A 20,122-nucleotide genomic window follows, 5' to 3' on the forward strand; every position below is an offset into this window, starting at 1 on the left:
AGGCGGGGCACTGCGACTGGCAGCGCCCGCACTCCGTGCAGGTGGAGAAGTCCAGCAGGCCCTTCCAGGAGAACTGCTCGACCTGGGAGACGCCGTAGACGTCGTCCTCGCCCGGATCCTCGAAGTTGATCGGCTTACCGCCCGAGGACATCGGCTGCAGCCCGCCCAGGGCGGTGCGGCCGGAGGGTTCCCGCTTGAACCAGATGTTCGGGAAGGCGAGCATGCGGTGCCAGGCGATGCTCATGTCGAGGTTCAGGCTGACCGTGATCATCCAGATGAACGACGCGCTCAGCTTGAGCATGGCGAAGAAGTAGACCCAGGTCTCCACACCGGAGTGGCTGAGGCCCTCGAAGAGGAGGGTCATGCTGTAGGAGACGTAGTTGTCCGGGCCGTAGTCCGCGTGGTGCAGCACGCCTTCCAGGCCACGCAGCGCCATCACCGAGAGCCCGATGAGGAAGATGACGATGTCGACGAAGTAGGCGTGGGTCCGGTTCGACCCGGCGAAGCGGGACTTGCGGCCCGGCCGGGTCGGCAGGCTCAGCTGCCGGATCACGAACATGATCACGATGCCGAGCGTGGTGCCGGTGCCGATGAACTCGATGTACATCTCGTACGGCAGCCAGCCACCGATGATCGGCAGCGTCCAGTCCGGATGGAACAGCTGCCCGTACGCGTTCACGATCGTCAGGATCAGCGTGTAGAAACCCAGCGCGACGAACCAGTGGGCGAAGCCCACCAGCCCCCACTGGGCCATCCGCGTATGGCCGAGGAACTCCTTGACCAGCGTCACGCTCCGCTGCCACGGATTGTCCAGACGATTCGCGTTCTCCGGCAGCGGTGCACCGAGCCGGAAGAAGCGGAAGAAATGCACAAAGGCGCGCACGAACAATGCAATGCCGACCGCGCTGAGTGTCAGCGAAACGACGATCGCGGCGAGTTGCATGGGGGCTCCTCGAACCGGTCCCGGTGGGGCTGGACTATTACTAAGCGGTAACTTATTGAGCTCGTACGAGACTACCGCCCCGCTCAGCGGGGGCACAGCCGCTCAGGCAGTGATCTGCGTCGCTGATGAGCCCCGAGTGCGTACCAGATGAGCCCCGAGTGCGTACTAGGCGGGATGCCCGGCAGCGATGTCGCTCGCGTCGTGGAGCGAGAGCGGGGCCCGCCCCCCGGCCCCGTCCGCGTGCACAGCGATCGGGTCGAGGAAGAAGGCGACGTGGTCGCCGCCGTCGACGCGGTCGTGGACACGGCCGGCGAACCAGGCGAGCGCGTCGTCGAGGACGACGGTTCCGCCCGGCCCCTCGTGCCACTTCAGGCCGGCGAACTTGTCCGCCTCGGCGCTGCAGAGCGAGCCGAAACGCTCGGCGAGGTCGTGCCGGTGGCGCGGCAGGAGATGGACCACGAGGGTGCGGGCCTTCAGGGCAAGGCGGTACGTGTGGTTGGCCTTGGAGAGCCAGACGGCGAACCGCACGGGCTGCAGGGAGCACTGGCTCGCGAAGCCGACCAGACAGCCCGCGCGCTGCCCGTCCTCCGTCACCGCCGTGACCACGTACATGGGTGGGGACAGGAGATCGGTGAAGACATCCATGCGCTCGTCCCTGCGCCCATCCATGCGCTCGTCCCTGCGCTCGTCCATGCTCACGCTTATACGCTCGCGCTCGCGGTGACCCGGACGGTCCGCAGGCTGCTGTCGGCGGCGTCCGGGAGGTTCATGCCCGCCCGCACCCCCGACCGCAGGTAGGTCAGAACCGGCTCGGTCAGCCGCTCACCGGGCAGGACGACGGGGATCCCGGGCGGGTACGGGGTGATCATCTCCGCGGCGACACGGCCTGCCGCGTCCGTGACGGGGACGTCCTCGTAGGAGGCGAAGTAGGCGTCGCGCGGCAGGGTCGCCTGGGTCATCCGCAGGTGGGCCGGGTCGGGCACGATCACCCCGGGCACGTCCCTCAACTCATCGGCGTGTGCGGACAGATCACGCAGCGCGTCGAGGAGCCGCCCCACGGTGGACTCGTCGTCGGCGTGCGTGAGCTGGGCGCTGATCCGGCGGTGGTCGAAGAGGTGCATGTCGACGCGGTGGTGGGTGCGCAGCCAGTCCCCGGCGCGGTAACCCGTGGTGCCGAGGCCGGAGAGGTCGATCACGACGGGCAACGGGTCGAAATCCGCTGCTCGCCCCGGACCGCAGTAGTCGTCGGCGTCGTCGACGTGCAGGCCGTCGATGCGCTCGATCGCCGCACGGGTGCGGGCGGCCAGGCTGAGGGCGTCGTCGATGAGCCGCTTGCCGTCCTGGACCATCTGGCGGCGCCAGCCGTCGAGACCCGCGTAGAGCAGGACCGAGGGACTGGTGGTGCCGAGGAGATCCGCCCGGGAAGCGAGGGCCGCGGGGTCGATGAGGTCGCCCTGGAGGTGGAAGACCGAGCCCTGTTCGAGTCCGCTGCCCATCTTGTGGACGCTGGTCACGCAGATGTCGGCGCCCGCGTCCATCGCCCAGGTCGGCAGCTTGTCGTGGAAGGGCAGGTGGGCGCCCCATGCCTCATCGACGATCAAGGGCTTGCCGCGCCGGTGGCAGACGTCGGCGATGCCGCGCAGGTCGGCGGCCGCACCGTAGGGCGTAGGGCTGGTCACCAGCGCGCCGTCGGCGTCGGGGTGGGCGGCGAAGGCGTCCTCGAACGACTCGGCCGTGGGCGGATGCGCGAGGTGACGTTCGGCGTCCCAGGCGGGATCGACCCAGACGGGCTCGACACCCGACAGGATCAGCCCCGCGATGACGGACTTGTGGGCGTCGCGCCCGACCAGCAGGCGGCGATGCGGCGCGGTCACCGCCAGCATGGCTGCCTTGACCGACAGGGAGCTGCCGCAGGTCGAGAAGAACGTGTGCTCGGCGTGGACGGCATCCGCCATCAAGCGCTGGGCCCTCTCCAGGACGTTGCCGCGGGACAGCCGGTCGTCGAGGCCACCGCTGGCGAGCAGGTCACCGTGGAAGACCGCGTCGCCAAGGACCCTTCTGACCCGGGGGTCCGCGCCGCGGGCCTGCTTGTGACCGGGTGGAGTGAAGGCGAGTTCGTCGACGTCGTGGTAGCGCTCCAGTGCCTCGAGGACGGGCGCCTCGTCGTGGTTCAAGCTCTCGTTCACGGCCATGCAGAAGCCGCTCCCCTTCCCTGGCATCGGGTGTTCCGGCGCTCGCTCTGTTTCACGTGAAACAGGAACGCCGTGGGGCGGAGACCTCCCGGCCTCCGCCCCACGGCGACGTTCGCTCCCGGACCGGGTCAGTTCTTCTTCTTGTCGTGGCCCTTGGCGTCCTGGGTGTTCTTGGCGTCCTGGACGTCCTTGGCCGCGGCTTCCGCCTCCGCTTCGGCCTGCTTGGCCTGCACCTCGGGGTCGAGGGACGCCTGGGCGCTGCCGTCGACGGAGGTCAGCGGCGTGCTGGCCGGGACCTCCGTGGCCGCGGGCGGCTCGACCAGCCAGTCGGGGTTGGCCTGCTTGTCCCACCACTTCCAGGCGGCGACCGCACCGCCCGCGAGGATGCCGAACACGGCCAGGCTCTTGGCGAGGCGCCCCGCCCTGGCCCGGCGCTCGTGCTTGCGGGTCAGGCGCTGGATCTCCTTGGCCGAGACCTGACCGCGCAGCGCGGCGAGGGCCGCCGTGCCACGGGACGCGGCCTCGTCCCGCACGGGCTGCGCGGCGGCGACCGCGTTCTCGATGCGGGGCTTGGAGTAGTCGGCGGCCTGCCGGGCTGCCTTGCGGGTGCGGACGGCCGCTTCGTGCGCGGCGTGGTCGACCTTCGGCGGTACATGCGTGCGGGCCTGCTCGACGCGGGGGGCGACGTGGGCGCCGTACTGGACACGGGCCTGCTCAGCGGCCTGCGACACCTTGGGTGCGAGCCGTACGCGCGCTTCGTGGGCGTAGTGGGTGGCCCGGTCCTTGGCCGTGTCGGCGTAGGGCGCCACCGCGTCCGCGGCGTGACGCACGCTGTCCTTGGCCGAGCCGGTCGCGGCGCGCACGCTGTCGATGCGGGTCACGGGATCCTCCTCCTCGGTGGCGTATAGGTATGTCACCTTTCCACCCTTTCAGCGATCATGCCTTCCGGATCGCTCCAAAGACATGCGAGGGCGGGCATCCGGGTCACAGGAGCTGGTGCCGACCGATCTCCGGTCAGCCGGTCCAGTCTCCGAGTCCGGCTCTGGGCGAGTTTTTGCGCAAGAAAAAATCTCTGCTTCCCCCGGTTACCCCGATCGACCCGTCTATCCCGTTCAATACGATCGAATCGGTGCAAGAAGAGCTCTTGGCCGACAATGCCACGGATCGACTGGGCGCGCGCCCAGTCGGTGGCTACTCGTCCCAATCCGGTCCGTGCGAGGATCGGGGTGTCACAGAAGACAACGGAAGGCAGATCGTGGCTGAGCAGCTTTACGCCACCCTGAAGACCAACCAGGGCGACATTGAGGTCCGGCTCCTGCCGAATCACGCGCCCAAGACGGTCAAGAACTTTGTTGAGCTCGCTCAGGGCGAGCGCGAGTGGGTCCACCCCGCGACCGGCAAGAAGACCACGGACCGCCTGTACGACGGCACCGTCTTCCACCGGGTGATCAGCGGTTTCATGATCCAGGGCGGCGACCCGCTGGGCAACGGCACCGGCGGCCCGGGCTACGAGTTCGAGGACGAGTTCCACCCGGACCTCGCCTTCGACAAGCCCTACCTCCTGGCCATGGCCAACGCCGGTCCGGGCACCAACGGCTCGCAGTTCTTCGTGACTGTGTCGCCGACGGCCTGGCTGACGCGCAAGCACACGATCTTCGGCGAGGTCGCCAACGACGCCAGCAAGAAGGTCGTGGACGCCATCGGGGCCGCCCAGACCAACCCGCGCACCGACCGCCCGGTCAACGACGTGGTCATCGAGTCCGTGGTCATCGAGACCCGCGACGCCTGACCTGCGCGTCTTCGCGAGGGAGCCTCGCGTGTCCGCGAGGGAACCAAACCGCCCCGCCCATCCGTAAGGAAGGGCGGGGCGGTGCGTTGCCACGTGTCGTCACAGTGCCTTCGTACGAGGATTGAGGGGACCCCATGGACCAGGCGCCAGGCAGCCCGCAGGAGTCGCAGGGGGCGTCGGGCCTGCCCGCCTGTTACCGGCATCCGGACCGGGAGACCGGCATCACCTGCACGCGCTGCGAGCGTCCCATCTGCCCCGAGTGCATGATCAGCGCCTCGGTCGGTTTCCAGTGCCCCGACTGCGTCCGCAGCGGCTCGGGCACCGGCCACACACCGGAGGCCAATCAGCCGCGCACGGTCGCGGGCGGCACGATCGCCGCCGACCCGCGCCTGGTGACCAAGGTCCTCGTGGGGCTCAATCTCGCCCTGTTCGTCGTGCAGCTTGCGGTCGGGGACCGCTTCACCGACCGGTTCGATCTGCTGGGGCGCGCCTTCGTGCCGGAGTTCGGCTCGGTCGAGGGCGTCGCCGAGGGGCAGTGGTACCGCCTCGTGACGGCGATGTTCCTGCACAGCAGCTACATGCACATCGCCTTCAACATGCTCAGCCTGTGGTGGATCGGCGGTCCGCTCGAAGCGGCCCTCGGCCGCGTCCGCTACCTCGCGCTCTACGCGGCCTCCGGCCTCGCGGGCAGCGCGCTGACGTATCTCCTCGAGGAGCCGTACCGTCCCTCGCTCGGCGCCTCCGGCGCCATCTTCGGACTGTTCGGTGCGACCGCCATCCTGATGCGGCGGCTGAACTACGACATGCGGCCGGTCATCGCACTCCTCGCGATCAACATGGTCATCACCTTCTGGTGGCCCAACATCGCCTGGCAGGCCCACGTCGGCGGCCTCGCCGGCGGCGTCATCGTCGGCTACGCGATGGTGCACGCGCCCCGCGAGCGGCGGAACCTCATCCAGTACGGGAGCTGTGCGCTGGTCCTTGTCGCGACGGTGGTCATGGTCCTCGTACGGACCGCGGAGCTCACCTGACGTACCACGTTGTCCACAGCGTGTGGCGAATCTTGTGCATGCAGTGGGAACACGCGTGCCCCTTGTCACTGACCTGGGTTTCCCCAGGAAGGACAAGGGGCACGCGAGGTGCGAGGATCCGGTGGGCCAGTCACACCGGCGTCAACCGGCCGAGGGTTATCCACAGATCTTCAGTCTTATCCCCAGGTGGGGATAGCGCTGTGGATAACTCAGGGCAAGGCTTGCGCTCGGCGCGGGATCACTGGTGGTTCCTACCGTCGTTCCTACCGCAGGGCGAGGCCCTGGGCGGGAGCTATTTCCACTGGGTGGAGACGCCGAAGCCCGCGGCGATGAAGCCGAAGCCGACGACGATGTTCCAGTTGCCCAGCGGGTCGATCGGCAGCTTGCCGTCCGTGACGTAGAAGACGACGATCCAGGCGAGGCCGATGAGGAACATCGCCAGCATCACCGGAGCCACCCAGCTGCGGTTGGTCAGCTTGATGGTCGTCGCCTTCTTGGCGGGCGGCGGTGAGTAGTCGTCTGCCTTCTTGCGGATACGTGACTTCGGCACGAGGGTCTCTCCTGTCGATGCGCTGCGTGGCCGCGCAGGTAACTGTGGTCTGGCGCGCCGGGCGTGGCACTACACGGAGCTGAAGCCTCCCCCGGGCGTCCGTTAGCGTAGTGCTTCCGCGGCGCTGAAGGAGATAAGGGTACGTTGAGCAATTCTGCCGACCCCCACAAAGGTGCCGGTCGTCGCCCCCGATGGCGTCCGGTTCGGGTGCTTACGGGCGCTGTTTTCGCCCTCGCCGGCCTGATCTTTTTCACCAGCTTCAACACGGCCAAGGGCACCAACATCCGTACGGATGCCTCGCTCCTCAAACTCTCCGACCTCATTCAGGAGCGCAGCCACAAGAACGGCGAGCTCGACGAGTCCAACGGCTCCCTGCGCGACGACGTCGAATCGCTCGCCCAGCGCGACGGTGGCGGCACCAAGGCCGACGACGCCCGGCTCAAGGCGCTGGAGGAGAACGCGGGCACCAAGAAGCTCAGTGGTGACGCGGTCAGCGTCACGCTCGCCGACGCCCCGCCCAACGCCACCGCGAAGCTGCCCGGCTACCCCGAGCCGCAACCCAATGACCTGGTCATTCACCAGCAGGACCTGCAAGCCGTGGTGAACGCCCTCTGGCAGGGCGGCGCCAAGGGCATCAAGGTCATGGATCAGCGGCTGATCTCCACGAGCGCCGTGCGCTGCGTCGGCAACACCCTGATCCTGCAGGGCCGCGTCTACTCCCCGCCGTACAAGGTGACCGCGGTCGGCGACCCCGACAAGCTCAAGAACGCCCTCGCGGCCTCCCCCGAGATCCAAAACTACATGCTGTACGTCAATGCCTACGGGCTCGGCTGGAAAGTGGACGACGACGGGGCGGTGACTCTTCCCGGCTACTCGGGCACAGTGGATCTCCACTACGCGAAGCCTGTGGAGTAGCGGCCCCTGGGGGAGCCTGTGTCCGTGCGTGTGCTCGTCAGGACGTTCAGCGAACTCTGCATCACCGTCGGCACACTGATCGTGCTCTTTGTCGTGTACGTCCTGTTCTGGACCGGCGTGAAGGCCGACAACGCCATGGACAGCCAGATCGACGAGTTGCAGGACCGGTGGGCGCGTGGCGCGGTCTCCACGGGGGCGGACGACAAGCCGTCCGGAACGGGACCGGTCGCCGGAACGGGACCGACCGAGGCAGCCTCGCCCGATGAGCCGGCCCCCTACAGGGACGGCAAGGCCTTCGCCGTCATGTACATCCCGCGGTTCGGTTTCACGTGGAACAAGCCCGTGCTCCAGGGCACCGGCGCCGCCATCCTGAAGAAGGGCCTCGGTCACTACGCCTCCACCGCCCGCCTCGGACAGAAGGGCAACTTCTCCGTAGCGGGCCACCGGCGCACCTACGGCGACCCCTTCAAGGACTTCCCCGAGCTGCGCCCCGGCGACCCCGTCGTCCTGACCGACGGCGCGACCTGGTTCACGTACCGCATCGACAAGAAGCCCTACAAGACGCTCCCCGGCGACATCGGCGTCATTGATCCCGTGCCGCGCAAATCCGGTTATGACGGCCCGGGGCGTTACCTCACCCTTACGACCTGCGAACCAGAGTGGGGCCACAGTCATCGGCTGATCGCCTGGGCGCATCTGGATGCCACCCAGCCTGTGGAGGCCGGGAAACCGGAGGCACTGCGCCGTTAGTCTGGTGCGGTACGGCGAGGGAGGCCACGCCGTGCGCGACGGAAGGGACGGCATGTACGGCTGGATCTGGCGGCATCTGCCGGGAAACGCCTGGGTGAGAGCACTGGTTTCGCTGCTGCTCGTTCTCGCGGTGGTCTATGTGCTGTTCCAGTACATCTTCCCGTGGGCTGAGCCGCTGCTGCCCTTCAACGACGTCACCGTGGACGGCCAGTGAGCACCGCGGGCGGCGGCGACCGCACCCGCATCCTGGTCGTCGACAACTACGACAGCTTCGTCTTCAACCTCGTCCAGTACCTCTACCAGCTCGGTGCCGAGTGCGAGGTCCTGCGCAACGACGAGGTCGAGCTCCGGCACGCGCAGGACGGCTTCGACGGCGTGCTGCTCTCGCCCGGCCCCGGTACCCCGGAACAGGCGGGTGTCTGCGTGGAGATGGTGCGGCACTGCGCCGCCACCGGCGTGCCCGTCTTCGGCGTCTGCCTCGGCATGCAGTCCATGGCGGTGGCGTACGGCGGCGTGGTGGACCGCGCCCCTGAGCTCCTGCACGGCAAGACCTCCTCCGTCCGCCATGAGGGCAAGGGCGTCTTCGCGGGCCTGCCGTCGCCGTTCACCGCGACCCGCTACCACTCGCTGGCCGCCGAACCGGCCACTGTCCCGGCCGAACTGGACGTCACCGCGCGCACGGAGGACGGCATCATCATGGGCCTGCGCCACCGCGAACTACCGGTCGAGGGTGTGCAGTTCCACCCCGAGTCGGTGCTGACCGAACACGGCCATCTGATGCTCGCCAACTGGCTGGTGGAGTGCGGCGACACCGGTGCCGTCGGGCGATCGAGCGGGCTGGCCCCGGTGGTGGGCCGGGCCACGGCGTGACCGACCTGCGCCCCGAGCGCGACTCCTCCGGAGCCCCGTACGACGCGAACGGCGCGTACGGGGACGCAGGTGCGTTCGAGGCGGCGGTCGATCATCTGGACGACCCGCTGACGGATCCGCTGCCGGGGCAGCACTCCTCGCCGTGGTTCCGCAGCACGCAGGCGGAGCCACGGCCACAGCCACAGCCACAGCCGCCCGCCCAGCCGGAGCCCACGTACGAGGAGCTGTACGGCGCGTACGCCCCCGAGCAGCCCACGCCCCCGCCCCCGCCCCCCGTACGGGACGACGAGACCGTAGGCCTGCGGACGGCGGACACCCGTCGAATAGTCGAAGCGGAGCCGGCCGAAGCGGAGCCCGACGGCACCCCGGAGGCCGACAGGGCCGACAGGGCCGTCGAGGGCGGTCGCGCAGCCCGCCGAAAGGCCGCCAAGAAGGGCGGTGCGCGCCCGGCCGCGACCCGCGACGGAGCCGCCGGGGCCCGGCCTGCGACCGCCCCCCTCTCCCGCGTAGAGGCACGCCGTGCGGAGCGCGCCCGCAGGCCGTCGCCGGGCGCCGTGATCAGCCGGGGGCTCGGCGAAGTCTTCATCACGGTCGGCGTCCTGATGCTGCTGTTCGTCACGTATCAGCTGTGGTGGACGAACATCCGCGCCCACCAGCAGGCGAACGGCGCCGCCCACGACCTCCAGGAGAGCTGGGCCAAGGGCGAGGGCAAGCCCGGTACTTTCGAGCCGGGCCAGGGCTTCGCGCTGCTGCACATCCCGCGCCTGGACGTCGTCGTACCGGTCGCCGAGGGCATCGACAAGCAGCAGGTCCTCGACCGAGGCATGGTCGGCCACTACAACGAAGGCAGCACCAAGACCCCGATGCCGGACGCGGCGAAGGGCAACTTCGCGGTCGCGGGCCACCGCAACACCCATGGCGAACCGTTCCGCTACATCAACCGTCTTGAGCCGGGCGACCCGATCGTCGTCGAGACGCAGGACAAGTACTACGTCTACAAAATGGCGAGCATCCTGCCGCAGACGTCCCCGGGCAACACGAGCGTGATCGGTCCTGTGCCGCAGGGCTCGGGGTTCACCAAACCCGGCCGGTACATCACACTGACCACCTGTACCCCGGAATTCACGAGTAAGTATCGAATGATCGTCTGGGGCAAGATGGTCGAGGAACGACCGCGTGACAAGGGCAAACCCGGCGCGCTCGTGAACTAGAACGGTGAGAACGGGGCAGATCGAGTGGCAGCCACGACCGACGACGAGCAGCAGGCGGAGGCGCCCGCACCGGCCCCCGCGCCACGGCGCCGGGGCCGCGGCCCCCTCGCCACGGCGGTCAGCGTCTTCGGTGAACTCCTCATCACCGCGGGCCTCGTGCTCGGCCTGTTCGTCGTCTACTCGCTCTGGTGGACGAACGTCATAGCGGACCGCGAGGCGCACAAGCAGGGCAACCGGGTGCGCGACCACTGGGCGAGCGGCCCGGGGAAGATCGACACCAAGGACGGCATCGGCTTCCTTCACGTACCGGCGATGGGCGACGGCGAGGTGCTGGTCAAGAAGGGCACCAGCAGCAAGGTCCTCAACGACGGCGTCGCCGGCTACTACAAGGACCCGGTCAAGTCGGCCCTGCCCGAGGACAAGAAGGGCAACTTCGCGCTGGCCGCGCACCGCGACGGCCACGGCGCGAAGTTCCACAAGATCGACAAGATCAAGAAGGGCGACGCGATCGTCTACGAGTCCCGGGACAAGTGGTACGTCTACAAGGTGTATTCGACGCTGTCCGAGACCTCGAAGTTCAACGTGAAGGTCCTGGACCCCGTCCCGAAGGAATCGGGCGTGAAGAAGCCGGGCCGCTACATCACGCTCACGACCTGCACGCCGGTCTACACGTCCCGCTACCGGTACGTCGTATGGGGCGAACTGGAGCGGATCGAGAAGGTCGACGCCAAGCGCACGCCGCCGCCGGAGCTGCGGGGCTGACCCGCACCCGCGGTACGGACGCAACGGCGAAGTACGAACGCAACGGGAGAGCCCCGGTACCGCTCAGCGGTACCGGGGCTCTCCCGTGTTCTGGAACTCGTGTCCGGAAGTCGTGTCCGGAGCTCGTCCTCTGGAACGGGTCAGTAGTCGAAGCCCGGCCACTTGTCGTGGTCGTCACGGTTGGACAGGCCGCCGACCCAGCCGTCGTTCCCGCCGTCTCCGCCACCACCGTTGTCGCCGTGGCCGTTGCCGCCGCCGCCACCGCCGCCCGCGGTGGTCAGGTTGACCGCCGAGCCGGGCGCCGCCTTCTCGCCCACGTTGGGCTGGGAGAGAACCACCATGGCGTCGTCGTCCTGCGGGCCGGTGATGGTGCCGACCGTCAGGCCCGCGTCCTCGATGGCCTTACGGGCGTCCTTCAGCTTCTGCCCGGTGAGGGGCGGGACGGTGGACTCCTCGGCCGCCTTGGCCACCTGGACGGTGACCGTCGAGCCGGGGTCGGCGGCGGTGCCGGCCGACGGCGTGGTCTTGATGACCTTGCCCTCGTCGACGTCCTCGCTCGCGACGTCCTCGCGGGAGGCCGTGAAGCCGTTGTCCTTGAGCCGCTTCTCGGCGTCCGCGTAGTCGAGGCCGGCCACGTCCGGGACGCTGACCTGCTTCTTCTCCTTGGCGACGGTCAGCGTGACCTTGCTGCCCTGTTGGACCTCGGTACCAGAGGTCGGGTCCTGCTCCAGGACCGTGCCCGCCTCCTCGGTGGACTCCCGGGACTTGGTGGTGACCTCGAGCTTGTACTTGTCGCTCTGGAGCTTCTTCGTGGCGTCGTCGACGTTCGTGGAGATGACGTTCGGCACCGCGACCTTGGGCGCACCGGTCGACACCGTCACCGTGACCGTTTCGCCCTTCTTGACCTCCGCGTCGGCCCCGGGGTCCTGATCGCAGATCTCACCCTTGGGGAACTTGTCGCACGGCTTGCGCTCGCCGATCTCCAGCTTGAGGCCGAGGTTGTCCGCCGACTCCTTGGCTTCCTTGTAGGTCTCGCCCACGAAGTTCGGCGCCTTGGTGCTGTCGTCACCGCCGTCCCCGGTGAACGCCACCTTCCCGATGAGGATCGCTCCCACCAGGACCAGGATGCCCGCGAGGACGAGCAGCCAGGTCGACACGTTGCTCTTCTTCTGGCGCCGGCCGCGGCCCTCGTCGTAGCCGTAGCCCCCGTCGTCCGGATTGACCGGCGGCATCATCGACGTCTGGCCGCCACCGTTCTGCTGGTGCAGCATCGCGGTCTGCTGGTCGTTCGGGTGACCGCCGTAGCCCACCGCGCCCATGGCGGCGGTGGCCGCGACGGGCTGGCCGTCGAGGCAGGCCTCGATGTCGGCACGCATCTCGTCGGCCGACTGGTAGCGGTAGTCCGGGTCCTTGGTGAGGGCCTTCAGGACGATGGCGTCCATCTCCGGCGTGATCTCGCCGTCGAAGACGCTCGGGGCCTGCGGCTCCTCCCGTACGTGCTGGTAGGCCACCGCGACCGGGGAGTCGCCGACGAACGGCGGCCGGACGGTGAGCAGCTCGTAGAGCAGACAGCCGGTGGAGTAGAGGTCGGAGCGGGCGTCGACCTGCTCGCCCTTGGCCTGCTCCGGCGAGAGGTACTGCGCCGTGCCGATGACCGCGGAGGTCTGCGTCATCGTCATGCCGGAATCGCCCATGGCGCGGGCGATGCCGAAGTCCATGACCTTGACCTGGCCGTTGCGCGTCAGCATGACGTTCGCGGGCTTGATGTCGCGGTGGACGATGCCGTTCCGGTGCGAGTACTCCAGGGCCTGGAGGATGCCGATCGTCATCTCCATGGCCCGCTCCGGCAGCAGCTTGCGGCCGGAGTGCAGGAGCTCGCGCAGCGTGGAGCCGTCGACGTACTCCATCACGATGTACGGGATGGAGACCCCGTCGACGTAGTCCTCGCCGGTGTCGTAGACCGCGACGATCGCCGGGTGGTTGAGCGAGGCGGCCGACTGGGCCTCACGGCGGAACCGGGCCTGGAAGGACGGGTCGCGAGCGAGGTCCACCCGCAGCGTCTTCACCGCCACGGTGCGGCCGAGCCGAGTGTCGTGCGCGAGGTACACCTCGGCCATGCCACCACGGCCGAGCACCTGGCCCAGCTCGTACCGGCCGCCGAGGCGACGCGGCTCTTCCATAGCTAATCCAGCCCTCTCCGTCGGTCCCGACCGCACCGTTGTGTGGTCCGGCGGTGTGCTGTCCGGGCATACGGTACCCGGCTCCACTTACGTGACCCGGCCGCGACCGTCACCCGATACCGGACCGGTACCGCAACGTGCACCGATGTGGAGGGGGCGTGATGGGGGTCACTTCTTGCTGTCGATGACTGCCTTCATGACGTCCTTGGCGATCGGAGCCGCCAGACCGCCACCGGAGATGTCCTGACGGCTGGCCTTGGAGTCCTCGACGACGACCGCGACGGCGACCGGCGAACCGGAATCCGTCTTGGCGTACGAGATGAACCAGGCGTACGGGTTCTTGCTGTTGGCCACGCCGTGCTGGGCCGTACCCGTCTTACCGCCGACGGTGACGTTCGGGAGCTGGGCGTTGGTTCCGGTGCCCTTCTCGACGACCGTCTCCATCATTTCCTGCAGCTTCTGGGCGTTCCCCTTCGAGAGCGGCTCGCTCATCTCCTTGGGCGAGTGCTTCTCGATGACGTCGAGGTTGCGCGCCTGCAACTCGCTGACCATGTACGGCTCCATGAGCGTGCCGTCGTTGGCGATGGCGGAGGCGACCATGGCCATCTGCAGGGGCGTCGTGGCGGTCTCGAACTGGCCGATCGAGGACAGCGCGGTCTGCGGCCTGTCCATGTCCTCGGGGAAGTTGGAGGCGTTGGAGCGGACGGGCACGAACTGCTGCTCGTTGAACCCGAACTTCTTCGCCGTCTCCAGCATCTTGTCCTTGCCGAGATCGGAGCCGATCTTGCCGAAGACGGTGTTGCAGGACCAGCGAAGGGCCTCACGCAGCGAGGCGTTCTTGCAGGGGATGTTCCCCTCGTTCGGCAGCGGCTGCGTCGTGTTCGGCATCGTCCAGGGGTCCGGCGAGTCCGTCTTGCTGTCGATGCTGTCGTACAGGCCGTGCTCAAGGGCGGCCGCCGCCGTGACCACCTTGAAGGTGGAACCGGGCGGGTAGGTCTCGCGCAGAGCGCGGTTGACCATCGGCTTGTCCTTGTCCTTCTCCAGGCTCAGGTACTTCTCGGCTTCGTCGTTCGAGTTGCCCGCGAAGTCGCCGGGGTCGTACGACGGAGTGGAGGCCAGCGCGAGGATCGCGCCCGTGGACGGGTCGATCGCGGCGACGGCGCCCTTGCCCTTGCTCTTCAGGCCGTCGTACGCGGCCTTCTGAGCTGCGGAGTTGAGGGTCGTGACGACATTGCCGCCCTCCTTCTTCTCGCCGGTCAGCATGTCGAGGGTGCGGCGGAAGAAGAGCCGGTCGTCGTTGCCGGTGAGGATGCCGTCGTCGATGCTCTCCAGCTGGGTGGCGCCCATGCGCTGCGAGGAGTACCCGGTGATGGGGGCCCACATGGGCCCGTCCTTCCAGGTGCGCTTGTACTTGAGGTCGTTGCCCGGCGTCGCCTTCGAACCGGTGATGGGCTTGCCGTCGACGATGATGTCGCCGCGCGGCTGGGAGTACCGCTCGATGGTGACGCGGCGGTTCTTCTCGTGCTTCGCGAGGGAGTCGGCCTGGACGTACTGGAGCCAGTTGTCCCGGGCGAGCAGGGCGAGGATGAGCAGCCCGCAGAAGATCGCGATCCGGCGCAGGGGCTTGTTCACGGTCGGACCACCTGGGTCATCTCGGCGTCGGGGTTCGGGGCGGGTGACGGCGCTGGGCGGCGTGCGGTGTCGCTGATTCTGATCAGGATGCCGATCAGGGCCCAGTTGGCGATGACGGACGAACCGCCGTACGCCAGGAAGGGCATGGTCATACCGGTCAGCGGGATCAGGCCCATGACGCCACCGGCGACGACGAAGACCTGGATGGCGAAGGCTCCGGAGAGGCCGATCGCGAGGAGCTTGCCGAAGGGGTCGCGGGCGGCGAGTGCCGTGCGGACGCCGCGCTCGACGATCAGTCCGTAGATGAGCAGGATCGCCATGATCCCGGCGAGACCCAGTTCCTCACCGAAGGTGGCGAGGATGAAGTCGGAGTTGGCGGCGAACTTGATCAGGTCCGAGTGGCCCTGGCCGAGGCCGGTGCCGAGGGTGCCGCCGGAGCCGAAGGCCCAGAGGGCCTGCATCGCCTGCTCGGAGTGGAGGACACCGTCCTGGACGCCGGCCTGGCTGAGCTTGTACTCGCGCAATGGGTCGAGCCATGCCTGCACACGCGTCTGGATGTGCGGTTCGAAGCTCGCCACGGCGACGGCACCGACCGAGGACATCAGGAGACCGAAGACGATCCAGCTCGTGCGCTCGGTGGCGACGTACAGCATGACCACGAACATGCCGAAGAACAGCAGCGACGTACCGAGGTCCGTCTCGAAGACCAGGATCAGGATCGACATCGCCCAGACGACGATGATCGGCCCGAGGTCGCGCCCGCGCGGCAGGTACAGGCCCATGAAGCGGCGGCTGGCCAGGGCCAGCGCGTCGCGCTTCACCATCAGGTATCCGGCGAAGAAGATGGCGATGACGATCTTCGCGAACTCACCGGGCTGGATCTGGAATCCGCCGACGCGGATCCAGATCTTCGCGCCGAAGATGTTGAGGCCGAGGCCCGGCACGAGCGGCAGGAGCAGCAGGACCAGGGACGCGACCATGGAGATGTAGGTGTAGCGCTGCAGGACGCGGTGGTCCTTGAGCAGCAGCAGCACACCGACGAACAGGGCGATGCCGATCGCGGAGTACTTGAGCTGGTTCGGCGCCGCCGGGCTGAAGTTGGGCAGCTGCTGCAGGCGCTCGGACTGGTCGAGCCGCCAGATCAGCACCAGGCCCAGGCCGTTCAGGAGGGTGGCCAGGGGCAGCAGCAGCGGGTCCGCGTACGCCGCGAACTTGCGGACGACCAGGTGGCCCACCGCCGCGAGCAGCCCGAGGCCTGCTCCGTATCCGAGCATGCCGGAGGGCACCTTGCCGTCCAGCGCCAGGCCCACGTTCATATAGGCGAAGAGCGGGATGACGACCGCGAACGCGAGCAGCGCGAGCTCGGTGTTGCGCCGGCTCGGCGCCCCGATCGCGCCGATCGTTGACGTGTGTGTAGTACTACTGCTCATGGCGTGCAGAGGCCCCCAACGGCTGCTTACTGCTTACCGCACAGCGGGACCAGCTTCTGCTCATCCTCGGAGAGGCTGGGGCCGGGTGTGGGAGTCGGTGCGGTCTTGGACTTGGTCTTTTCGGTCGTGCTGTTCTTGTCGTCCCCGACGGGCGGGGCCGTCGTGGAATCCGGGCCCGTCTTCGGGTGCTTTCCGGTGGTGCCGCCCGCCTCGCCCTCGCCGGGCTTCGCGTTGTTGTCACGCTCGACCTCGCGCCGCTCGGCTTCCTTCTTGCAGGCGGAGGCCTGCAGCCCCAGCTCCTCGATCTTGCCCGTGGCCTCGTCGAGGTTGTCCTCGGGGATGGTGGCCTCGACCTGCTTGCGCTGATACGGCGGCAGGTACTTGAGTTCGATCTCGGGGTGGTCCTTCTCGACCTTCGACAGGCTGACCCAGGCCAGATCCTGGTCGATGCCGCGGTAAAGGGCGATGTGTTCGTCGTTCGTGCCCACGTAGTACTGGGTCTGGGTCCAGCGGTAGCCCCCGTAGAGGCCGCCGGCGATGACGGCGAGCGCGAGTGCTCCGTAGAGGGATCTCTTGAGCCACTTGCGGCCGCCGCCGGGCTTGACGAAGTCGTCGTCGGCGTAGTCCCCGAAGCTGCCCTCGGAGTCGTACCCCGTGGTGTCGCCGCTGCCGGGCGGGCCGAAGCCGCCTCCGGAGGGCTGCGTCGGCACCGGGCGGCCGAGGCCCGACGCGCGGCCCGCGGGCGTCTGCATGGAGCCGTCGTCCTGCGACTGGAGCTGGTTCTCGGCGACCGCGCCGACCACCACGGGGGTGTCGGACAGCTGGCCCGCGAGGGTGTCGCCGCTGTCGATGTCCAGGACGTCGGCGACGATCACGGTGATGTTGTCGGGGCCACCGCCGCGCAGGGCGAGCTGGATCAGCTCCTGCACGGTCTCCTGGGGGCCCTGGTAGCTGGCGAGGGTGTCTTCCATCGTCTGGTGCGAGACGACGCCGGACAGCCCGTCCGAGCAGATCAAGTACCGGTCGCCGGCGCGCACTTCGCGGATCGACAGATCCGGCTCGACGTGGTCGCCGCTGCCCAGCGCGCGCATGAGGAGGGACCTCTGCGGGTGGGTGGTGGCCTCTTCCTCGGTGATGCGGCCCTCGTCCACGAGGCGCTGCACCCAGGTGTGGTCCTGCGTGATCTGCGTGAGGACGCCGTCCCGCAGGAGGTACGCGCGCGAGTCGCCGACATGCACGAGACCGAGGCGCTGGCCCGTCCACAGGAGGGCGGTCAGGGTCGTCCCCATGCCCTCGAGCTGGGGGTCCTCCTCGACCATCAGGCGCAGCTGGTCATTGGCCCGCTGTACGGCGGTGCCCAGTGACGTCAGGATGTCCGAGCCCGGGACGTCGTCGTCGAGCGTGACGAGCGTCGAGATGACCTCGGAGCTCGCCACCTCACCCGCGGCCTGGCCCCCCATGCCGTCGGCGATCGCGAGGAGACGCGGGCCGGCGTAACCGGAGTCCTCGTTCCCCTCCCGGATCATGCCCTTGTGCGATCCGGCGGCGAAGCGCAAAGACAGACTCATGCGCACCTCGCCCGTCGGCTCCGGGTACATCCGCACGGTGCCCACCCTCCGGTCGGGAGCGTGCCGGCGTCCAGTGCCTGGACAGCCGTTCCGGCTCGCTCGCTCCGCTCGCGCTCTGTCATGACGTAGTACTACTTCCGCAGCTCGATGACGGTCTTGCCGATGCGGATCGGCGCGCCCAGCGGAACGGGCGTCGGGGTGGTGAGTCGGGTCCGGTCGAGATATGTGCCGTTGGTGGACCCGAGATCCTCGACGATCCACTGGCCGTCACGGTCCGGGTAGATCCTGGCATGCCTGCTGGAGGCATAGTCGTCGTCCAGCACGATCGTGGAATCGTGCGCACGACCCAGCGTGATGGTCTGGCCCTGCAGCGCGACGGTCGTCCCGGCGAGGATGCCCTCGGAGACGACCAGCTTGCTGGGGGCGCCGCGCCGCTGGCGGCCACCGCCGCCCTGCTGCTGCCGCTGCTGCGGAGCCGCGGCAGCCTGCTGTTGGCGGGCGGCCTGCTGGGGTCGCTCGCGGCGCGAACCGCGCTGTGTGACGCGCGTTCCGAACAGGTCGCTGCGGATGACCTGGACGGCCACGATCACGAACAGCCACAGAACAGCTAGGAAACCTAGCCGCATGACCGTCAGGGTCAGCTCTGACATTGCCCCCGCTTCACCCTTCGGCTTGCCGGTAAACGATGGTGGTTTGGCCCACGACGATCCGCGAGCCGTCGCGGAGCGTAGCGCGGGTGGTGTGCTGCCCGTCTACCACGATGCCGTTGGTAGACCCGAGATCCTGGATCGTCGAGGGCGTTCCGGTCCGGATCTCACAGTGCCGACGGGATACGCCGGGGTCGTCGATCCGCACATCGGCGTCGGTGCTGCGTCCCAGCACCAGCGTCGGGCGGGAGATCTGATGGCGGTTGCCGTTGATCTCGATCCAGCGCCGCACCTGGGCGCCCGGAAGTGGTCCGGCGCCGGGGCCCGCGGGCCTGTTCGGTGCCGGGGACTGCCCGCCGGGTCGGCCCGCGCCTGTCGGGGGCGCGGCGGGCATGGGAGGTGGGCCTCCGGGAGCTCCGGCAGCGCCGGAAGACGGCTGCGGATAGCCGTAACCGCCACCGCCACCGCCACCGCCCGCACCAGCGCCGCGGCCGGGGGCCGCGGGGCCTCCGGGGCCCGCAGGGCTCGCGGGGGCGCCGTCGGGCGCCTGGGAGGAGCTGGAGGCCAGTGTGCGGCTGCGCACGCGGTACAGGCCGGTGTCGAGGTCCTCGGCCTTCTCAAGGTGAACCTTGATGGGACCCATGAAGCTGTAGCGCTGCTGCTTCGCGTAGTCACGCACCATGCCGGAGAGCTCGTCGCCCAGCTGGCCCGAGTACGGGCTCAGCCGATCGAAGTCGGGGGCGCTGAGCTCCACGATGAAGTCGTTGGGGACGACCGTCCGCTCGCGGTTCCAGATCGTCGCGTTGTTGTCGCACTCGCGCTGGAGGGCACCGGCGATCTCGACGGGCTGGACCTCGGACTTGAACACCTTGGCGAAGGTGCCGTTGACCAGACCTTCGAGACGTTGCTCGAACTTCTTCAGGACTCCCATGGGGCACCTCCTCCGTCGTAGTCATCCTGGTACTGCTTACTGATCGTATCCACGCGCCGGGAAATCGGCTGGTTCCCCCTGTCCGCCCAGTCGACGAGTGTCGCCTCTCACAAGGCATGCCCGCACCAGGGTCGTGAGGATCCTCCCAGGACCCCTGAGAGAGCCCTGATCCGTGTTCCCGGAACCCCGTACGGGCAGCTGCTCGGGACGTCTGCTCGAGCCTCCTTTTACAACGGATCGTAGAGGGGGCCCAGAACCAGTGTCCCGCACCTGGCTGTGGAGCTCGCCGGGCTCGGGCGGGTCGGCGGTGTGACGGGCGCTTGCGGGTGGGGTGCGCGTGGGGGTGCGGGGGCCGGGTGCTTGGAAGGACGGGTTTCTTCCGGGTGCCGTTCCGGGCGAGGCGAGCGGCCCCGGACCGGCCCTGCCTGGGCAGGTGCCCCGCCAAACGGATGTGAATCCGGCCCCTGCAGCGTGCTAATCTTCTCGATGTCAGCAGGCGCTCGCACCAACACAGCGAGAGACCCAAAGACAAACACCCATGCGCGGGTGGCGGAATAGGCAGACGCGCTGGATTCAGGTTCCAGTGCCCGAAAGGGCGTGGGGGTTCAACTCCCCCCTCGCGCACCATGAGGAAGCGGTCCTCCTCCGGACGAAAGTCCGGAGGAGGACCGCTTCTTTTTGCGTGCTCGGACTTGCGCCCGCGGATGCGCCGATGGGGGCC

The 20,122-nt window shown here is 68.5% G+C and carries 18 protein-coding genes, 1 tRNA gene and 1 pseudogene; 9 read left to right on the forward strand and 11 right to left on the reverse strand.

All coding sequences use genetic code 11. The features are described from left to right. The 4 genes and pseudogenes from ABZ953_RS34575 to ABZ953_RS34590 form a co-directional block, all read right to left on the reverse strand. Positions 1–943, reverse strand: a pseudogene (locus tag ABZ953_RS34575) (Fe-S oxidoreductase); the annotation flags it as partial. A gap of 165 nt (positions 944–1,108) precedes the next feature. Continuing rightward, positions 1,109–1,636 (reverse strand): flavin reductase family protein, encoded by a 528-nt coding sequence (locus tag ABZ953_RS34580; RefSeq protein WP_361732752.1) that lies wholly within the window; start codon positions 1,634–1,636, stop codon positions 1,109–1,111. Between the two features lie 8 nt (positions 1,637–1,644). Further along, on the reverse strand, positions 1,645–3,135 hold the full coding sequence (locus tag ABZ953_RS34585; RefSeq protein ID WP_361732625.1) for an ornithine decarboxylase: 1,491 nt from the start codon (positions 3,133–3,135) through the stop codon (positions 1,645–1,647). 128 nt (positions 3,136–3,263) lie between these two features. Continuing rightward, complete coding sequence (locus tag ABZ953_RS34590; RefSeq protein WP_361732627.1) at positions 3,264–4,016, reverse strand: DUF5324 family protein; 753 nt, start codon at positions 4,014–4,016, stop codon at positions 3,264–3,266. A gap of 374 nt (positions 4,017–4,390) precedes the next feature. Between ABZ953_RS34590 and ABZ953_RS34595 the strand changes: the two genes are divergently transcribed. Together ABZ953_RS34595 and ABZ953_RS34600 are read left to right on the forward strand one after the other, a co-directional pair. Beyond that, entirely contained in the window at positions 4,391–4,924 is a 534-nt protein-coding gene (locus tag ABZ953_RS34595) for a peptidylprolyl isomerase (RefSeq protein ID WP_361732629.1), read from the forward strand. A 134-nt stretch (positions 4,925–5,058) separates the two neighbouring features. Then, the gene (locus ABZ953_RS34600) at positions 5,059–5,955 is read left to right on the forward strand and encodes a rhomboid family intramembrane serine protease (protein WP_361732631.1); all 897 of its coding nucleotides are present in this window, start codon (positions 5,059–5,061) and stop codon (positions 5,953–5,955) included. A gap of 292 nt (positions 5,956–6,247) precedes the next feature. On the opposite strand, the gene crgA is transcribed toward ABZ953_RS34600, so the two are convergent. Then, on the reverse strand, positions 6,248–6,505 hold the full coding sequence (gene crgA, locus ABZ953_RS34605; protein WP_361732633.1) for a cell division protein CrgA: 258 nt from the start codon (positions 6,503–6,505) through the stop codon (positions 6,248–6,250). 144 nt (positions 6,506–6,649) lie between these two features. Here crgA and ABZ953_RS34610 point away from each other — a divergent pair, with 144 nt between their 5' ends. The 6 genes from ABZ953_RS34610 to ABZ953_RS34635 are packed head-to-tail and all read left to right on the forward strand — an operon-like array spanning position 6,650 to position 11,013. Beyond that, positions 6,650–7,420: a DUF881 domain-containing protein gene (locus ABZ953_RS34610; protein ID WP_361732635.1), complete on the forward strand. Its 771-nt coding sequence runs from the start codon at positions 6,650–6,652 to the stop codon at positions 7,418–7,420. 24 nt (positions 7,421–7,444) lie between these two features. Further along, complete coding sequence (locus ABZ953_RS34615; protein ID WP_361732637.1) at positions 7,445–8,170, forward strand: class E sortase; 726 nt, start codon at positions 7,445–7,447, stop codon at positions 8,168–8,170. Positions 8,171–8,201: 31 nt separating this feature from the next. Further along, positions 8,202–8,384, forward strand: coding sequence for a hypothetical protein (locus ABZ953_RS34620; RefSeq protein WP_361732757.1), 183 nt, complete (start codon positions 8,202–8,204; stop codon positions 8,382–8,384). Next, the gene (locus tag ABZ953_RS34625) at positions 8,381–9,040 is read left to right on the forward strand and encodes an aminodeoxychorismate/anthranilate synthase component II (RefSeq protein ID WP_361732639.1); all 660 of its coding nucleotides are present in this window, start codon (positions 8,381–8,383) and stop codon (positions 9,038–9,040) included. The genes ABZ953_RS34620 and ABZ953_RS34625 overlap by 4 nt, the downstream gene beginning before the upstream one ends. Further along, the gene (locus ABZ953_RS34630; protein ID WP_361732641.1) at positions 9,037–10,251 is read left to right on the forward strand and encodes a class E sortase; all 1,215 of its coding nucleotides are present in this window, start codon (positions 9,037–9,039) and stop codon (positions 10,249–10,251) included. The genes ABZ953_RS34625 and ABZ953_RS34630 overlap by 4 nt, the downstream gene beginning before the upstream one ends. A 24-nt stretch (positions 10,252–10,275) precedes the next feature. After that, the gene (locus ABZ953_RS34635) at positions 10,276–11,013 is read left to right on the forward strand and encodes a class E sortase (RefSeq protein WP_361732643.1); all 738 of its coding nucleotides are present in this window, start codon (positions 10,276–10,278) and stop codon (positions 11,011–11,013) included. A 140-nt stretch (positions 11,014–11,153) separates the two neighbouring features. Here the strand turns inward: ABZ953_RS34635 and pknB are convergent, their stop codons facing one another. The 6 genes from pknB to ABZ953_RS34665 all read right to left on the reverse strand — a co-directional run bounded on the left by pknB (position 11,154) and on the right by ABZ953_RS34665 (position 19,401). Beyond that, entirely contained in the window at positions 11,154–13,193 is a 2,040-nt protein-coding gene (gene pknB / locus ABZ953_RS34640) for a Stk1 family PASTA domain-containing Ser/Thr kinase (protein ID WP_361732645.1), read from the reverse strand. Between the two features lie 168 nt (positions 13,194–13,361). Beyond that, positions 13,362–14,825, reverse strand: a complete 1,464-nt coding sequence (locus ABZ953_RS34645; protein WP_361732647.1) for a penicillin-binding protein 2 — start codon at positions 14,823–14,825, stop codon at positions 13,362–13,364. Next, entirely contained in the window at positions 14,822–16,255 is a 1,434-nt protein-coding gene (locus ABZ953_RS34650; protein ID WP_361732649.1) for an FtsW/RodA/SpoVE family cell cycle protein, read from the reverse strand. The genes ABZ953_RS34645 and ABZ953_RS34650 overlap by 4 nt, the downstream gene beginning before the upstream one ends. 26 nt (positions 16,256–16,281) lie before the next feature. Then, positions 16,282–17,823, reverse strand: a complete 1,542-nt coding sequence (locus ABZ953_RS34655; RefSeq protein ID WP_361732651.1) for a Stp1/IreP family PP2C-type Ser/Thr phosphatase — start codon at positions 17,821–17,823, stop codon at positions 16,282–16,284. A 131-nt stretch (positions 17,824–17,954) separates the two neighbouring features. Further along, positions 17,955–18,473, reverse strand: a complete 519-nt coding sequence (locus ABZ953_RS34660; RefSeq protein WP_361732653.1) for an FHA domain-containing protein — start codon at positions 18,471–18,473, stop codon at positions 17,955–17,957. A gap of 10 nt (positions 18,474–18,483) precedes the next feature. After that, positions 18,484–19,401 (reverse strand): DUF3662 and FHA domain-containing protein, encoded by a 918-nt coding sequence (locus ABZ953_RS34665; RefSeq protein ID WP_361732655.1) that lies wholly within the window; start codon positions 19,399–19,401, stop codon positions 18,484–18,486. Between the two features lie 540 nt (positions 19,402–19,941). Here ABZ953_RS34665 and ABZ953_RS34670 point away from each other — a divergent pair. After that, a tRNA-Leu gene (locus ABZ953_RS34670) sits at positions 19,942–20,028 on the forward strand. Positions 20,029–20,122: the final 94 nt, after the last annotated feature.

It is taken from the genome of Streptomyces sp. NPDC046465 (assembly GCF_040646035.1).
Taxonomy (GTDB): domain Bacteria; phylum Actinomycetota; class Actinomycetes; order Streptomycetales; family Streptomycetaceae; genus Streptomyces.

Bases quoted from the DNA above. Each gene is read 5' to 3' on its own strand.
- ABZ953_RS34600 (WP_361732631.1), top strand. From the start codon at position 5,059: ATGGACCAGGCGCCAGGCAGCCCGCAGGAGTCGCAGGGGGCGTCGGGC.
- ABZ953_RS34585 (WP_361732625.1), bottom strand. From the start codon at position 3,135: ATGGCCGTGAACGAGAGCTTGAACCACGACGAGGCGCCCGTCCTCGAG.
- ABZ953_RS34650 (WP_361732649.1), bottom strand. From the start codon at position 16,255: ATGAGCAGTAGTACTACACACACGTCAACGATCGGCGCGATCGGGGCG.
- ABZ953_RS34660 (WP_361732653.1), bottom strand. From the start codon at position 18,473: ATGTCAGAGCTGACCCTGACGGTCATGCGGCTAGGTTTCCTAGCTGTT.
- ABZ953_RS34580 (WP_361732752.1), bottom strand. From the start codon at position 1,636: ATGGACGAGCGCAGGGACGAGCGCATGGATGGGCGCAGGGACGAGCGC.
- pknB (WP_361732645.1), bottom strand. From the start codon at position 13,193: ATGGAAGAGCCGCGTCGCCTCGGCGGCCGGTACGAGCTGGGCCAGGTG.
- ABZ953_RS34655 (WP_361732651.1), bottom strand. From the start codon at position 17,823: ATGAGTCTGTCTTTGCGCTTCGCCGCCGGATCGCACAAGGGCATGATC.
- ABZ953_RS34665 (WP_361732655.1), bottom strand. From the start codon at position 19,401: ATGGGAGTCCTGAAGAAGTTCGAGCAACGTCTCGAAGGTCTGGTCAAC.